This is a genomic window from Psychrobacillus sp. FSL K6-1267, assembly GCF_038003265.1.
Classification (GTDB): Bacteria; Bacillota; Bacilli; order Bacillales_A; family Planococcaceae; genus Psychrobacillus; species Psychrobacillus faecigallinarum.
Genome location: NZ_JBBOOR010000001.1, coordinates 3834491 through 3848984, shown reverse-complemented (window position 1 = coordinate 3848984; position 14494 = coordinate 3834491). Strand labels below are relative to the sequence as shown.

The 14494-nt window shown below is 35.9% G+C and carries 20 protein-coding genes, 1 pseudogene and 1 riboswitch; of the genes and pseudogenes, 16 read left to right on the top strand and 5 right to left on the bottom strand.

The annotated features are described in order from the left end of the window. Window positions 1-230 precede the first annotated feature (230 nt). Complete coding sequence (locus MHB55_RS19715) at window positions 231-977, top strand: GNAT family N-acetyltransferase (RefSeq protein ID WP_340863875.1); 747 nt, start codon at window positions 231-233, stop codon at window positions 975-977. 23 nt (window positions 978-1000) lie between these two features. On the opposite strand, the gene MHB55_RS19710 is transcribed toward MHB55_RS19715, so the two are convergent. After that, window positions 1001-1849, bottom strand: coding sequence for a DegV family protein (locus MHB55_RS19710; protein WP_154312137.1), 849 nt, complete (start codon window positions 1847-1849; stop codon window positions 1001-1003). 146 nt (window positions 1850-1995) lie between these two features. Between MHB55_RS19710 and MHB55_RS19705 the strand changes: the two genes are divergently transcribed. Genes MHB55_RS19705 through MHB55_RS19695 form a run of 3 tightly spaced genes read left to right on the top strand, consistent with a single transcriptional unit; the run spans window position 1996 to window position 3717 of the window. Then, the gene (locus MHB55_RS19705; RefSeq protein ID WP_154312138.1) at window positions 1996-2793 is read left to right on the top strand and encodes a nucleotidyltransferase domain-containing protein; all 798 of its coding nucleotides are present in this window, start codon (window positions 1996-1998) and stop codon (window positions 2791-2793) included. Between the two features lie 2 nt (window positions 2794-2795). Next, window positions 2796-3302: a GNAT family N-acetyltransferase gene (locus tag MHB55_RS19700; protein WP_340863874.1), complete on the top strand. Its 507-nt coding sequence runs from the start codon at window positions 2796-2798 to the stop codon at window positions 3300-3302. Window positions 3303-3315: 13 nt separating this feature from the next. Next, a complete protein-coding gene (locus MHB55_RS19695; protein WP_340863873.1) occupies window positions 3316-3717 on the top strand; it encodes a spore germination protein GerW family protein in 402 nt (133 codons plus the stop codon). A gap of 21 nt (window positions 3718-3738) precedes the next feature. On the opposite strand, the gene MHB55_RS19690 is transcribed toward MHB55_RS19695, so the two are convergent. Next, a complete protein-coding gene (locus MHB55_RS19690; RefSeq protein WP_154312141.1) occupies window positions 3739-4212 on the bottom strand; it encodes a VanZ family protein in 474 nt (157 codons plus the stop codon). 135 nt (window positions 4213-4347) lie between these two features. Continuing rightward, window positions 4348-4538: riboswitch (cobalamin riboswitch) on the top strand. Window positions 4539-4709: 171 nt separating this feature from the next. Here MHB55_RS19690 and MHB55_RS19685 point away from each other — a divergent pair. The 3 genes from MHB55_RS19685 (at window position 4710) to MHB55_RS19675 (ending at window position 6559) form a co-directional block, all read left to right on the top strand. Beyond that, window positions 4710-5249: a hypothetical protein gene (locus MHB55_RS19685; protein WP_144539315.1), complete on the top strand. Its 540-nt coding sequence runs from the start codon at window positions 4710-4712 to the stop codon at window positions 5247-5249. A 3-nt stretch (window positions 5250-5252) separates the two neighbouring features. Then, a complete protein-coding gene (locus MHB55_RS19680; protein ID WP_154312142.1) occupies window positions 5253-6191 on the top strand; it encodes an ABC transporter substrate-binding protein in 939 nt (312 codons plus the stop codon). A gap of 122 nt (window positions 6192-6313) precedes the next feature. Then, window positions 6314-6559: an HAAS signaling domain-containing protein gene (locus MHB55_RS19675; RefSeq protein WP_186318202.1), complete on the top strand. Its 246-nt coding sequence runs from the start codon at window positions 6314-6316 to the stop codon at window positions 6557-6559. A 78-nt stretch (window positions 6560-6637) separates the two neighbouring features. On the opposite strand, the pseudogene MHB55_RS19670 reads toward MHB55_RS19675, so the two are convergent. Continuing rightward, window positions 6638-6958, bottom strand: a pseudogene (locus MHB55_RS19670) (GyrI-like domain-containing protein). A 124-nt stretch (window positions 6959-7082) separates the two neighbouring features. After that, entirely contained in the window at window positions 7083-7289 is a 207-nt protein-coding gene (gene tatA, locus MHB55_RS19665) for a twin-arginine translocase TatA/TatE family subunit (RefSeq protein WP_093536286.1), read from the bottom strand. A 470-nt stretch (window positions 7290-7759) separates the two neighbouring features. Here tatA and MHB55_RS19660 point away from each other — a divergent pair, with 470 nt between their 5' ends. The 3 genes from MHB55_RS19660 to MHB55_RS19650 all read left to right on the top strand — a co-directional run bounded on the left by MHB55_RS19660 (window position 7760) and on the right by MHB55_RS19650 (window position 10620). Beyond that, window positions 7760-8017 (top strand): hypothetical protein, encoded by a 258-nt coding sequence (locus MHB55_RS19660; RefSeq protein ID WP_144539321.1) that lies wholly within the window; start codon window positions 7760-7762, stop codon window positions 8015-8017. Window positions 8018-8096: 79 nt separating this feature from the next. Then, entirely contained in the window at window positions 8097-8876 is a 780-nt protein-coding gene (locus MHB55_RS19655; protein ID WP_154312144.1) for a gluconate 2-dehydrogenase subunit 3 family protein, read from the top strand. 28 nt (window positions 8877-8904) lie between these two features. After that, window positions 8905-10620, top strand: coding sequence for a GMC family oxidoreductase (locus tag MHB55_RS19650; RefSeq protein WP_154312145.1), 1716 nt, complete (start codon window positions 8905-8907; stop codon window positions 10618-10620). Window positions 10621-11170: 550 nt separating this feature from the next. On the opposite strand, the gene MHB55_RS19645 is transcribed toward MHB55_RS19650, so the two are convergent. Continuing rightward, window positions 11171-11560 carry an NUDIX hydrolase gene (locus tag MHB55_RS19645; protein ID WP_144539327.1) on the bottom strand — a complete coding sequence of 130 codons (390 nt, stop codon included), beginning with the start codon at window positions 11558-11560 and terminating at the stop codon, window positions 11171-11173. Between the two features lie 152 nt (window positions 11561-11712). Here MHB55_RS19645 and MHB55_RS19640 point away from each other — a divergent pair, with 152 nt between their 5' ends. From MHB55_RS19640 to MHB55_RS19615, 6 genes are all read left to right on the top strand, one after another. Further along, window positions 11713-11937, top strand: a complete 225-nt coding sequence (locus tag MHB55_RS19640) for a helix-turn-helix transcriptional regulator (RefSeq protein WP_340863872.1) — start codon at window positions 11713-11715, stop codon at window positions 11935-11937. Next, entirely contained in the window at window positions 11921-12328 is a 408-nt protein-coding gene (locus tag MHB55_RS19635) for a hypothetical protein (protein WP_151112314.1), read from the top strand. Before MHB55_RS19640 ends, MHB55_RS19635 begins: the two co-directional genes overlap by 17 nt. A gap of 104 nt (window positions 12329-12432) precedes the next feature. Then, entirely contained in the window at window positions 12433-12909 is a 477-nt protein-coding gene (locus MHB55_RS19630; protein WP_340863988.1) for a low molecular weight protein-tyrosine-phosphatase, read from the top strand. Window positions 12910-12921: 12 nt separating this feature from the next. Further along, window positions 12922-13356, top strand: coding sequence for a GNAT family N-acetyltransferase (locus MHB55_RS19625; RefSeq protein ID WP_151112316.1), 435 nt, complete (start codon window positions 12922-12924; stop codon window positions 13354-13356). 12 nt (window positions 13357-13368) lie between these two features. After that, on the top strand, window positions 13369-13803 hold the full coding sequence (locus MHB55_RS19620; RefSeq protein WP_151112318.1) for an HIT family protein: 435 nt from the start codon (window positions 13369-13371) through the stop codon (window positions 13801-13803). A 251-nt stretch (window positions 13804-14054) separates the two neighbouring features. Beyond that, window positions 14055-14486, top strand: coding sequence for a DUF1801 domain-containing protein (locus MHB55_RS19615; RefSeq protein WP_340863871.1), 432 nt, complete (start codon window positions 14055-14057; stop codon window positions 14484-14486). The last annotated feature ends 8 nt before the right edge of the window (window positions 14487-14494 follow it).

Below are 14494 nucleotides of genomic sequence, written 5' to 3'. Positions count from 1 at the left end.
TTGTAGTAATAATAGTGAGGATTGTCGTAAACGGGGTCAAAACGAGTGAGAAATGCGTAGATTGTAGTAAACTGCCGCGTTATTGTCGTAAAGCATGGCCAGATTGTCGTAAAAACCGTGGGGATTGTCGTAAACGGGGTCACCTAGAGCAGTTAAGCTCCCAAGTTTCGCAGAGAAAAGGATTTTAAAGCTTCTATCTCGAATAAATGCTAAAGAGGGGGTATAGCAAGATGAAATGGCTTGTATTGTTTGCAGGAATTGTTTTATTAGGAGGTAATATTTATGGTGTATACGACATGTATCAGCCAAAAGTAGGGCCTCTAGGCGATGTGAAATTTTCTGCACATGTTTGGATTAGCATCTTTGTTAGCGCATTAGTAGGAATTCTTGCGATTGCTCAATTCTTTATATTATTGGGCTATGATCTACGTAAGAAGAGGTTTCCGAGGATGGAAACAGAACGATTTTTATTGCGCCAAATAGAAGCAAGCGATGCGCAAGAGGTATTCCATTATTTTTCACAGGACGAGGTCATGAAATATTATGATTTAGATGTCTTAAAGGATATTAGCGAAGCAAGAAAAATAATTGATAACTGGCAAAAAAGGTACCATAAAAATGAGGGGTTACGTTGGGGAATAGCAACTAAGAAAGACAATAAGATTATAGGAAGCTGCGGCTATCATAATTGGGAAAAAGAACATTTTAAGGCGGAAATCGGTTTTGAGGTTACGCCAGAGTTTTGGAGAACTGGAGTAATGACAGAGGTTTTAGAGCCAATTTTAAAACATGGTTTTGAAAAAATGGATCTGCATAGAATTGAAGCACTATATGACCCGGAGAATATTGCTTCGAGAAGAACTTTAGAAAAGGCAGGATTTGTATACGAGGGGACATTAAGAAAATCAGCATTTGAAAAAGGCCGGTTTTGTGATGCTGCTATTTGCTCCTTATTAAAAGAAGAGTTTGCGAAATAGCAGCAAACCCTCCACTTTATATATTAATATTTTACCCAGCTTAGTCCAGTTGTACCTTCCCCTGCGTGAACTCCTACACAGGCGCTCAACGGGATAACAATTACCTTTAGCTTAGGGAATTCCTGCAGAATTTCTTCTCTCCAGGTTTTAGCATCTTTTATATTGTTGCAATTAATCACTGCGACTTCTGGAATTTCAGCTTTTTTCATATCATTTCGAAGTAAGTCCATTACATAATTCTTAGCTCTTTTATCAGCACGTACTTTTGCTTTCATAACAACTTTTCCGTTATCAAAGGAAATGACCACTTTTATATTTAATAGATTACTCAGAAAGGCTTTAGTGCCAGATACACGGCCACTTTTATGGAGCTGAGTTAAGCTAGATGGAATAAAGGACAATTCGGAGTTTAATGTCATGTTTTCAATATGATTCACGACTTCCGCTACGTCATGGCCTGCCTCTACCATGCTTTTTCCGACTTCGAGCATTTTGACCATCGGATAAGAGCCTATCTTAGAGTCTATTGAATACACTTTAAAATTTGCCATTTTAGAGGCGGTTTGTGAACTGTTGTAGGTTCCTGACAACTCACTGGAAGTGTGGACAGCAATAGCACATTCGTATCCTTGTGCTTTCAAGTCTTTATACAATTGTACCATCTCACCAATCGGAGGCTGAGATGTTTTAGGATGAACTTTGGCGGTTCTTAATTTGTCGTAGAATTCATCGTGTGTCATATCAATTGTTTCTTTGAATGCACCCTCTTCAAAAACAATATTTAATGGCAAGACATGTATATTATGTTTTTCTATAAATGATTGTTCCAATAAAGCAGCAGTATCAGTTATCCAAGCAACTTTTTTATTCACAGTTTGATAATCTCCTCACTAAAAATTAATTTGTTAGCGCTAATGTAACCTAGTCTTATTTATTGGAATAGTGTTACTTGTCATGTTTTGTCGAAATTTCGGAACCTGGGACATATTTTGAACATATTTAGAAGGAGGAAACAACAGTGGGATATGTATTGCCGCATCCTGTTCATGACATAATGCAAAAATATTTACAGGCATTAAATGCCTCCTTACCAAGTGCCTTTATTGAAGGTGTTTATATGTATGGTTCTATTGCGTTAGGAGCTTTTGATGAAAAGAAGAGTGATGTAGACTTTATCGTTTTATTAAAAAGATCGGCAAATGAACAAGAAGTAGAAATTATAAAAGAGATCCATTTTCAAATATCTAAAGAGAAATTAGGGGCTCGGATGGATGGAATGTATATTCAAACAGCTGACCTGGGTAAAACAAATGATATTCTCCTGCCGTATCCTTATTGCTCAGATGGTGAAGTAAAAATTGGTCATTGGGATATCAATCATGTTACTTGGTGGATTTTAAAGAAACATGGGATTGCATTACAAGGAAGACCAATTCATGAGTTAAACATTTCTACTAAATGGGAGGATGTCTTAGGAACGTTAAAATATAACATCAACGAATATTGGTATAAGAAATCAAAAGAAATACCTAATTCAGTGCCTGATGATATGGTGGAGTTTGTTACAACTACTATTTGTAGAATTCTTTATTCTCTAAAGTTCCAACAAATCATTTCAAAAAAAGAAGCACTAGAAAAGGGATTAGTTATATTACCTTTTCGATGGCATACTTTACTAAAAGAAGGGATGAGGATTCGGTCATCAGAGCAGCTCCCCTCACTATTCGACACAGAAAGCTCTCGTGCAGAAACCTGCAAAGATTTTATATTATACACACACGAAATATGTAATGAAGGTTATTTTTTGGAGGTTTAGGAATGGATATTAGAAGATTAACAGATGTAGATGCCATTGCTTATTGGGAACTAAGGCTAGAGGCTCTGCAAAACAGTCCAGAAGCGTTTGGAACAAGCTATGAAGAAGCTCTTCAAAGAGAAAATCCAATTGAACGAGTAAAAGGTAATTTTAAGGTAAATGGCAATTACACGTTCGGTGCGTTTGAAGAAGATAAATTAATTGGTATGGTTACTCTAGCACAAGAGAGTTCCTTAAAAATGAAGCATAGAGCAAATATTTTTGCAATGTATGTAAGCTCAAAGGGAAGAAGAAAAGGTGTAGGAAAGGCCCTAATGGAGCGAGCCATTAACCAGGCAATAGAAACTAATGAAATAGAAAAGATTAATCTATCTGTTGTGTCGAATAATGAATCCGCAAAAAATTTATATTTACAATTAGGTTTTAAGGTATTTGGAGTAGAAGAAATGGCTTTAAAGGATAGAGACGTCTATTACGAAGAACATCACATGACACTTATTCTAAATTAAAGGAGATAATTTAATGGAGGAAAAATCAAGTAACCTAGAAAAACAAGGGGGAAAGCTACCATTGTTTCAATCCCCAGTCCGTTCCATTTTCGAAAAGTTTTCCAGAGAAAAAGATGTGTCTCTTATATACGGAGAACCAATTGTATTGGAGAACAAAAGGATCTTACCTGTTGCCAAAGTTAATTATTTTGTAGGTGGAGGCGGAGGTGGAGGTAACACGATTTCAGATGAAGAAAATTCTACAGGTCAAGGAGAAGGAGGCGGTGGTGCCTTTTCGATAAAACCGGTTGGAATATATGAAATCACTGCGGAGGAAGTTAAATTCAAGCCTGTCCTTCCGTTTAATCAAATACTTACTGTTTTTTCAGTAGTCACGCTAGGGATTGTTTTCTTGTTGAGAAAAAGATGTAAATAGATAGGGAAAGAACGCTTCCTTCTAAAGGTTAGCGTTTTTTCTATGCTTCAACCATTGAACAAACGTTAGCAGAAGCATGACAAAAATAGCCCCGCCTGTATCTAATAGAACATCCTGAAAAAGGGCAGATCGTCCACTCGTAAAGGATTGATGGAATTCATCTGCGACTGCTAGAAGAAAGGTAATCATTATTGCAGTAAGTTTTCGATACTTCCTCTTCGGCAAAGCAATATAAATAGCTAAACTAATCAAACCAAAATAAAAAAAGTGGACTCCTTTTCTTATTAAGAATTCGACAAATGCATAGTAGCCACGTTCCTCGACAGAGACATAGAATCCCCAATAAGGAATATGAAATAATGATAAAAAAGACTCCAATGGCTTGTTTGGAAGCCATTCTTTAAGCACGGCTACCAAAGACTGTTGCTCGGAAGTCTGCCCGGAGGCTATAAATACAAAGACAAGTAAAAGTAAAAGTGGAATAAATTTTTTCATATAAAAACAGTAGCATAAATTGAATGAGAAACAAAATAATTGCAGACTTTATAGCTAATAAAAGAGTAAAAAGCTGGTTGTTTCACAAGCTTCTATCACCAATTGAAAGGCTATGGTACACTTACGATAAGTGAATAATTTTTGCAGGGAAAAGGTGCTGACTTGTCAGCTTAATTAGGGAATTCGGTGAAAAACCGAAGCTGTATCCGCAACTGTAAATGCTGATGAAATAAGAAAAATACCACTGTTGGCTAAAAGCCAATGGGAAGGTTCTTAGAGTAAAATGATGCATGAGCCAGGAGACCGGCCTTTTCTTGAACGTATAAATACTCTTCGGAAGTTAAGGGGTTGTACGGCACGTTTCTATTTTCGATTAAATTTCTAACGATAAATAGGTATTGCGCCGCCCTTTTTTAGGGTGGCGTTTTTTTGTGCTGTAAGAAGTCGAGTATTGTATTGCCGAAAATTCACAAATAACTTGGAAAGGGGGCAGAGCATTGAAAAAAGACATGCGATATATTTGTTATCCATTTATGAGAGAAAAGCCGTCTACAGTAGACTTTGAGATTCGAACAGACTCATTGACCACACGTATTGGATTGGCCGCATCTTTAACAAAAGATATTCCAAGAGTTTACGAGGATTTAATGTATCTGGCACCGATGGCATATCACGTAAATGGTTCTGTTAGAGGGAAGCTAGCAATCAATGAAAAGGATTTACAAATTCTAAGTGATATGTATGATTTCTACGTAAGTGAAGTGGAAGGAAGAGTAGATATATTCGTACTTCCACAAGGCTCAACAGCTGCATGTGAATTACACGTGTGTCGTAGTGAAGCAAAAAAATCTGTAAGGGCTTTACATAAAGTTTCATTAGAAAGAGAAGTACCAGAGATTTTGTTTGATTACACACAGCTATTAGCAAATGTATTGTTTGCAATGGCGGTATATGTAAATAAGCATCATGGAGTAGAAGAGATTCAATTTGTCAGTAAATCATATCCGATGAGAAAAAAGAAAAAAGTGGAGGATTAACAAATGAATAAACAATTAAGGAATTGGTTAGCGGTACTAATACTTTCTATCTTGCTTGTAGGCTGCCAAGAGGCTGAAAAAAATACAGCTGTTGAAACAGATTCTGTACAAGAAGTAAAAGAATATACTGTAACGGATGATATGGGGAAAGAAGTTACATTCGAAGAAGTTCCGGAAACGATTGTGTCTCTACAACCAAGTAACACAGAAATCCTGTTTGCCCTTGGTGTAGGAGATAAAATTGTTGGAGCTACAGAATACGATACCTATCCAGAAGAGGCACTAGAAATTGAACGAGTTTCCGATTCTATGAAGTTCAACGCAGAACGTATTTTAGAGATAAATCCAGATGTTGTAATTGCTTATACAACTGGATCTGAGGAAGAGCTTAAAGTGTTGGAAGACGCGGGGTTAGATGTTTTTGTCATTCAATCGGCGCTATCATTTGAAGACGTCTATGGAGATATTGAACAGTTGGCCGCAGTAATGGGAGTAGAGGATAAAGGAACCGATCTTGTTGACTCTATTAAAACTACTATTCAAAGTGTTCAGGACAAAGTATCAGGTGTAAGCGATCAGAAACACGTCTACTTTGAAATAAGCCCATCTCCAGAAATTTTTACAACAGGAAAAAATACTTTCCAACAAGAAGTTTTGAGTAAAGCTACAGTTGTAAATATTTTTGGAGACCAAGAGGGATGGATTAAATTATCTGAGGAAGATGTCATTAAGAAAAATCCTCCGATTATCTTGACTACCGTAAATTATGTAGAAGATCCAATTGGTGAGATTAAGGCTCGTCCAGGCTGGAATCAGTTGGAGGCAGTGCAAAACAACGCCATTTTCCAATTAGATCAGGACATTATGTCTCGCCCAGGACCACGAATTGGTGAAGCTGTAGAACTAGTAGCTAAAACCGTTTATCCAGAGATATTTGAATAAAGTAGAAGTTGGTCTCGTTTTGAGGAGACCAACTTCTTTTGTTTTAAAACTGGTACCTTGCAATGAATAATAGTGTTATGGTATAGTACTATCTAATGAATAGTACCGAGGGAGAGAGAGACATGACAGCGAATATTTATATTGAGACGTTAGAAAAAGAGCTTTATATGTTGAATACAAAGGAACGCCAAGCAATAGTTAGAGATTTCCAAAAGTATTTTTGTGATTTGTTAAGAGAGGGACAAACTGAGAAAGCAATAGTTGAATCATTAGGAGCACCATCGTATATAGCAAGGGAATTACTTAAGGCTTACTCAGAAGAGGAAATGATTGTAACAGAAGTGGAATATGAAGGCGCATATATATAAAATGCTACAAAGGCTAGTTACCCTTCGTAGCATGATTTCATTTACAATCGTTTAGTAAACTGAACTAGTTCAACTTTTTTATATTACAGGAATCCAAATTTCTGAATAACAGTTTGAATCAGATGGGTCATCATCTGTATACACTTCCATCTCTGGTGTTCCTGCCTGTTTGTAGGAGTTAGAGGGAAACCATTCTGAGTAAATTTGTTACCATGTATTTTGCATAGCATTGGGCATCGCTCCGTGAACCTCAAAGATTACCCACTTTGATGCTGGTATTTCTAATGTCACCAGATTTTCTAGTGTGTCGCCTATATAACTGACCCCTATCCAATAATCCATCATACTGTCGACTTTAAAATTTTCTCCCATCACACAAACACCAAGAGCACCTTTTATTTCTTCGTTATTTAAAGAAATAATGAAACAACAAGCTCTTGTATAGATTCTTATAGATTAATCTAGCAACGTGTATTAACAGATACAAAAAGCCACCAATTATAGAAACAGGTGGCTTTTTGCATTAGATATTTTTTTTAGTTTCTGTTTCTTTGTCTTCTATTCTAAATTCTTCTGCAACATCGTCTACTATATCTTTAGTTGAGTTTTTAAATTCTTTTAACGTCTCTCCAACTGCTCTACCCAATTGAGGTAATTTTTTAGGACCGAACACGATTAAAGCAATAATTAATATAATGATTAAACCTGGTATTCCAATATTTGGCATTATAATCTCTCCCATACTGTTTCTATATATTTTCACGTGGTTTTTGCAATAGTAGTTAATCTAAAAAAAATTGGTTGTTTTGTATCAATAACACATTATACTCCTACGTTTAAATTTGTAAATACTTTGGTATTAATAATGATCAAATTGTGTGAGTTGGAAAAGTCTCTTCGATATAAAACTCTCTTTTTCCCTTCTATAACTTTCTATAACTTTGTTTATACAACTAGTCCTTTAGCGTTTTTCAACCACAAAACACTAGTTATTTTATACCGATAATAGAAGAGTTTTTACTATTAATTTGCAATTTTTATGTGAATTTAATGTTTTTTCAGAATAAAATTATATTTTGTAATCCGAAATAAATATGTAGTATTGAAGAAATAAAAGGAGTAAACTGTTAAACGGTTGTTTTGTTATGTATAAAAATTACATTTTCATAGTTGAGTGAACTATGTTAAAGGAGAATAAAAGTGACGCAATATAACTTAGAAGAATTAAAACTGTTGAATCAAGTAATTTTCGCTTTATTTATAGTAGCAGATTTAGCTCTTGGCCTCTTTTACTATAATAATGAGTTTCCTTGGTTCGCGTTAATAGGTTCAAGTATTGGACTAGCTATTATTGTTCTTTGCTGGACTGGAAAAAAATATATATACTTTATCTCATTTTTATTGGTTTATACTATCCTATTCTCATTAGTTTATAACTGGCATGCAGTTTTTCATTAATAAGAATATTTTCGACTCATTGTTTACCTGAATAAACAATTTAAGCTATTTTTTACTAATTTACGTTGGAGGTTATATTATGTCAGAACAGGAAAAAAAGGCTCCATACTTAGATAAACGTTCATCTAGACGTACTTTTATCAAAAATTCTGGATTAACAGTTGGTGGAGTTGTACTAGGTGGAGCACTCGGTTCTTTACTAGGTAAAGACTCAACAACTAAAACTAACGAGACTGGGGTTCATTCAGCAGCTACTGGGGTTAACTTCAACCAGGCACTGATGTATTTTGACAAAGCACAATTTGATACGATAGATGCTGCAGCAGAGCAAATTTTCCCTAAAACTGAGGTAGGACCCGGTGCGAAAGAATTACTTGTTGCATATTATATCGATCACCAACTAGCAGGGAGCTTTGGCCTGAACTCAAAAGAATATATGACCGGTCCTTTCTTCCCAGCAGAAGCAGTTCCACAACAAGGGTACCAAACACATTTGAATCGTCAGCAAGTGTTTAATCTTGGAATTACAGCTTTAAATGCAGAGGCTGCAAAGAAATCTGATGATAAACCTAAATTCGCCAGTTTAACAGAAGAACAACAAATCGAAATCTTAAAAGATTTTGAAGCTGATAAAGTTAAATTAAATGGAGCTGTTAGTTCATCCTTTTTCTTCTCTTTACTTAGAAAAGTAACAATTGAAGGAGTATATGCTGACCCTATGTACGGCGGTAACAAAGATATGGCTGGTTGGAAAATGAAGAATTTCCCTGGACATCAATCGAGTTATACTAATGTATTAGAAAAAGATGAATTCGTGAAAATAGATCCTATGAGCTTAAACTCTCAGCATCAACACTAATATACACCAATAGAAAGGGTGAACAACTTTGGCAACTAAATTACCAAAAACAGATATAGTATTAGTAGGGGTAGGTTGGGTAGGCGGTATTATCGCAGCAGAACTTACAAAAAAAGGATACAAAGTAGTAGGTATCGAACGTGGTAAAGAACGTTCAACTGAAGATTACTTTATGGCTCACGATGAACTACGTTACGCAGAGCGTAAAGAAATGATGCAAGATCTTTCTAAAGAAACAATTACATTCCGTCACAATATGACACAACGAGCATTACCTTACCGTGAATGGGGTAGCTTCCTGATAGGAGAAGGAACAGGTGGTTCAGGAGAGCATTGGAATGGTCAAACTTACCGCTTCCTGCCATACGATTTCGAGATCTATTCAGAAACTGTTAAACGTTACGGAAAAGGTAAAATCCCTAAAGGGATGATGCTTCAAGACTGGGGTATAACATACGAAGAGTTAGAACCATACTTCGATAAATTTGACGCTATGACTGGTATTAGCGGTGAGGCGAATCCACTACCTGGTTCTCCACAAATAAAATACCCTAACCCGCCGATGTTGGAAACACCTGCTATAAAATTATTCAAAAGTGCAGCGAAAGATCTTGGATATCATCCATACCATCTGCCTTCTAATAATCTATCGCAATCTTATACTAATCCAGATGGCATTTCTCGTGGCGCTTGTCAATATTGCGGTTTTTGTGAGCGTTTTGGTTGCGAATATGGAGCAAAAGCATCACCAGTAGTTACAGTATTACCTGTAGCTAAAGAAACTGGTAACTTCGAAGTACGTACTCATTCTGTTGTACGTAAAGTTCTACACACAAATGGAAAAGCTACTGGCGTATTATACGTAGATATACGTACTGGTGAAGAGTTTATCCAAGAGGCAGATGTAGTTGTAGTATCAGCCTATCAAATGAATAATATTAAACTTTTATTAAACTCTCAACTTGGCCGTCCATATGATCCAGTTACTGGTACAGGAGTCATTGGTAGAAACTATGCATACCAAACAATTCTGGGGACTGCTGTAGGTTTCTTCGATGAAGAGTTCAATTTATACGGTGGTGCAGGATCTCTAGGAGCCCAAATTGATGACTTCAACGGAGACTTCTTTGATCACACTGACTTAGATTTCTTACATGGTGCGACAATTCAAATTACCCAATTAGGGGATCGTCCTATTGCAAACAATCAGGTTCCAGCAGGTGTTCCAACTTGGGGGAAAGAATTTAAAGACGCTTCTGTTACAAATGCAAACCGTGCTCTTATTGTTAAAGCACAAGGGGCTTCCCTTCCTTGGCAAGATAATTACATCGATCTAGATCCAACTTATAAAGATGCATTCGGTGATCCATTACTCCGTATGACGTTTAATTGGAAAGATCAAGATCGTCAACTAATGAAATTTATGGGCGAAAAATCAGCTGAGATCATGAAAAAAATGGGTGCAAAAGATATCAAAATTAATGGTGGCGAAGTCGGAGATTACGATATTCGTAACTACCAATCTACTCACAATACTGGTGGAGTAATTATGGGCTCTGATCCAGAAACAAGTGCTTTAAACAGCTATCTACAAATGTGGGATTGTGAAAACGTATTTGTACCAGGTGCAAGTGCTTTTGCTCAAAACTCAGGTTACAACCCAACTGGCACAGTTGGAGCACTAGCATATCGCGCTGCAGAAGGTATTGAAAAATACTTAAAAACTGGCGGATCTTTAGTTTAAAAACGAGACGCTTCTAAATAAACAAATAATATCTGCTTAACTATAACAAATAATTTCTATTCATAGAATTAGCCAACAACTTAAAAACTGCTATCTTCTTTCCATCAAAAGAAGGTAGCAGTTTTTTAATATATGGATTCATCCTCAAATTTTCAACTACTCTTTTGGATTTCTAAGAAACTTGCACAGTCTTTATAAATACTTCTAATATCTTTGTGTAAATTTCAGGTTGTTCATCATGAACCGAATGCCCTGCAATCACCTACAAAAACGTATGAAATACATGCATTCAAGGTACAGTTTAAGCATCCTATTACAGGACAAATGATTATTGCTGAGGATAAACGATAAAAGATTATCCTCTTATACTAACTATGATACAAAAACGTCCAATTGAAATAATTGGGTGTTTTTTTAGTTAAGTAATATATAGTTGAATAACTTTGCTTGTTGAATAGATTCTACCCATCCCAATGGTTAACACTCCTTACATTTATCCTTAAATACTTACGTTAAATACTCCTGTCTTTTTGTGCTTTCCTTGGACTGTTTAATCTGCCAAGATTGCTTCTACTATTTCTTTAGGACGAACATCTAAGGAGGTTAGGTCCTTAAGGTTAATCCAAATGGGTTCATAGCTTCCTTTTTTTATAGAAGGATTTTTATATTCATCCCCGGTACCTGCACCAAAGGTACCGCCAATAATTTCAGCTAAATAATAATATTGCTTTCCGCTATAGGGTAATACTTTTAAAAGACGTTGGATTTTAACATGCACGCCTATCTCCTCATATGTCTCTCGAATAGCAGCTTCCTCAGGGGTTTCCCCGGTCTCAATACCACCACCTGGAAATACATAATAGGTAGTATGTGGCTTTGTCCTTTTAATTAGTGCAACTCTATCCTTCTCTAAAATAATAGTGGCTCCTCTATTTCTCATTTGAACTCCCTTCCTGTACCTTTTTGAAAATTATAACAATAATTGACGTTCATAAGTTATTTAAATTTCATGTAAAGATTTCTTTACATGAATATGGTTTTAGATTATCCTTATGTAAAGATATATTTACATTGGTTGCAAGGAGGAAACAGATGACAAAGGTCATTAATCATATAAGAGAGATACGTTTAAAAAAGGGAATCACACAGGTACAAATGGCTGGTGATTTACAAATTACCCGACAAACGATTACTGCGATTGAGAACAATAAATACAATCCCAGCTTAGTGCTGGCACTTAAACTAGTGCGTTACTTTGAAGTACCCATAGAAGAATTATTTTATCTTGAGGGGGATGAAAATGACAAAAAGCTATAGAATTTTACTGTACGGAATTATTAGTGGATGTATCATTGTTGGTGCCTTTTTAGGGGTGTATATTGCAGGTAAAGAGGAAGGCATTTTTGATTGGGGACTGTTTTTACCGATGGTAGTTGGATCATTAGGGGGCTTTATAGGCTTTTTTCTATTTGGATGGTTGCGTCAAAAAAAGAATGGCAAAATTCCTGATATGGACGAGCGTACAGCTGTAATGATGAAAAAGTATTTCTCTACTGTCCTGTATTTTGTCCTGTTTGGGAGTGGTGTTATATTGTTGATCTTATTTGCAATTGGTGTGGAGACAATTGAAACTGGAATGCTCATTGTTTACATGATGATTTTATTTATGTTAATTGGTATTGGTGCTTTTATAACAAAGAAAATCTGATTGATTTAGCAAGTGAATTAAACAGGTATTAAAAAAGTATGAAGAAATGTAGAGAAAGTAATTGAAGTATTTCAAAAACAGAAGGCTTAGAAAGGATGATAAAAATGGTTAATGTTTTGTTTGTCTGCCTTGGCAACATTTGTCGTTCTCCTATGGCAGAGGCTGTATTTAAGCATCTAATTCAAAATGAAAAATTAGAACAATATATACAAGTAGATTCAGCGGCAACAAGTGGATGGCATATTGGAAATCCACCACATAAAGGGACAATAGCTAAGCTAAAAGAATATAACATTTCAACGAAGGGCATGGCTGGACGCCAACTTAAAGAGGAAGATTTTGAAGAATTTGACTATATCGTTGGGATGGATGAAAATAATATTAGAGATATACGTAAGATGCTTGGTCAACCGAATCATCCAAAAATTATTCGATTTTTAGATTTAACCATTCACAAAAAAGATGTGCCAGACCCTTATTTCACAGGTGATTTTCAGGAAACCTACGATTTGGTAGTAGAAGGCTGTGAAGCACTACTAAACAAAGTAAAGAGTGACCATAAAGAGCTGCTTCAATCATAGGAGGAAATTGGAATGGATTATATGTATTTTCAAGGTGTTCCCGATACTCAAACACTTTCAGGAGTCTTGGAGCTTCATAAGCATGTATTCGAGGGTTCCGAGTTGGAAACTGAAAAGTTGAAAGAAAAAAGTAATTTGATAGTATTCGTAGCTAAAGATCATGAACGAGTGATTGGATTTAAAATTGGATATGATTACGGAAATCGTACATTCTATAGCTGGCTTGGTGGGGTTCACAAGGACTACCGAGGAAAAGGGATAGCAAAAGAGCTGATGAGTAGACAGCATGAACTAGTAAAATCCATGGGTTATACAAAGGCTCGTACTATTTCGCGCAATGAAAAAAGAGAGATGCTTATCTTAAATATAAAGTTTGGTTTTGATATAAAGGAAACTTTCACTAGTGATAAGGGGAAGCATAAAATCGTGTTAGAAAAAATGCTATAGGGAGGATTTTACATGACTGAATGCTTAGGTTGTATGTTAGCTAATAAGGAACAAAATGTTTTCGTTATTTTTGAAAATGACCATATCACATGTTTTCTAGATCATGAACCTTTTAATAATGGGCACGTACTTATACTTCCCAAAAGACATTATGAGGATGTGGATGACTTAGATGTAGAGGTTGCCTATTCTATAATGGATGCTTCCAGACTTATCTCCAAGGCCATTAAACAATTATACGCACCAGATGGGATTACGATTTGCCAAAATGGTGGAGTGTTTAGTGAATTGACTCATTATCATATGCACGTTGTCCCTAGATATGAGGGACAACAGTTTGCAGAGTTCTATCAAGAGCAACCTTTCGAACGAAATAATCTAGAAAGCTTGCAAACTGTTACTATAAACTTAAGGAACGCTGTTCGTAACATTATAGAAGAAGGATAACCAACTTAAGATGGGAGTGGCAGGTTAGCGACTCCAGTGGGATAGCTTATCGCTCACCCCGCGGAAAGCGTTCGACTAAAGCGGAAATCCCCCTCTTGTTCCTGCTTTTTATGTGAACTGAATTTTAGATATCTAGAAATAACGTGGGATTATACTTCACAATAAAATCTAATGATAAACAAAAATAAGGAAAGAGTCTTGTCCAATCATGGAGAGGCTTTTTTTCTAACTTGATATAAGGGAGCGTTTAAATGTCTAAATATAAACCGAAGACCTTAGAAACTAATCAGGATGTGACAGAGTTTATAGAAGGAGTCGATAGCTTAAAGAAAAGGGAGGATGCATATACACTTCTAGAGATTTTTGAAGAATCTACTGGCTATCAAGCGAAAATGTGGGGGCCAAGTATTATTGGATTTGGTTCTTACCATTACAAATATGCATCCGGTCATGAAGGGGATGCTCCTCTTGTTGGGTTTTCACCAAGAAAGGCAAAGATTAGTTTGTATTTTGCTACCGGAGATTCAGATCGCACGGAATTGTTAAGTAGATTAGGAAAACATACTTCAGGTAAGGCATGTGTTTATATCAATAAAGTAGAGGATATCAATATAGAAGTTCTTAAAGAAATAATTTCTCAATCTATCATTTTTTTACAAAAATTGTATCCGAACGAGAATTGAATGGAAGT

Excerpts from the sequence above, each read along its gene's own strand:
- MHB55_RS19715 (WP_340863875.1), top strand. The coding sequence starts at position 231 with ATGAAATGGCTTGTATTGTTTGCAGGAATTGTTTTATTAGGAGGTAAT.
- MHB55_RS19700 (WP_340863874.1), top strand. The coding sequence starts at position 2,796 with ATGGATATTAGAAGATTAACAGATGTAGATGCCATTGCTTATTGGGAA.
- MHB55_RS19695 (WP_340863873.1), top strand. The coding sequence starts at position 3,316 with ATGGAGGAAAAATCAAGTAACCTAGAAAAACAAGGGGGAAAGCTACCA.
- MHB55_RS19690 (WP_154312141.1), bottom strand. The coding sequence starts at position 4,212 with ATGAAAAAATTTATTCCACTTTTACTTTTACTTGTCTTTGTATTTATA.
- MHB55_RS19680 (WP_154312142.1), top strand. The coding sequence starts at position 5,253 with ATGAATAAACAATTAAGGAATTGGTTAGCGGTACTAATACTTTCTATC.
- MHB55_RS19675 (WP_186318202.1), top strand. The coding sequence starts at position 6,314 with ATGACAGCGAATATTTATATTGAGACGTTAGAAAAAGAGCTTTATATG.
- MHB55_RS19655 (WP_154312144.1), top strand. The coding sequence starts at position 8,097 with ATGTCAGAACAGGAAAAAAAGGCTCCATACTTAGATAAACGTTCATCT.
- MHB55_RS19645 (WP_144539327.1), bottom strand. The coding sequence starts at position 11,560 with ATGAGAAATAGAGGAGCCACTATTATTTTAGAGAAGGATAGAGTTGCA.
- MHB55_RS19640 (WP_340863872.1), top strand. The coding sequence starts at position 11,713 with ATGACAAAGGTCATTAATCATATAAGAGAGATACGTTTAAAAAAGGGA.
- MHB55_RS19635 (WP_151112314.1), top strand. The coding sequence starts at position 11,921 with ATGACAAAAAGCTATAGAATTTTACTGTACGGAATTATTAGTGGATGT.
- MHB55_RS19630 (WP_340863988.1), top strand. The coding sequence starts at position 12,433 with ATGGTTAATGTTTTGTTTGTCTGCCTTGGCAACATTTGTCGTTCTCCT.
- MHB55_RS19625 (WP_151112316.1), top strand. The coding sequence starts at position 12,922 with ATGGATTATATGTATTTTCAAGGTGTTCCCGATACTCAAACACTTTCA.
- MHB55_RS19620 (WP_151112318.1), top strand. The coding sequence starts at position 13,369 with ATGACTGAATGCTTAGGTTGTATGTTAGCTAATAAGGAACAAAATGTT.
- MHB55_RS19615 (WP_340863871.1), top strand. The coding sequence starts at position 14,055 with ATGTCTAAATATAAACCGAAGACCTTAGAAACTAATCAGGATGTGACA.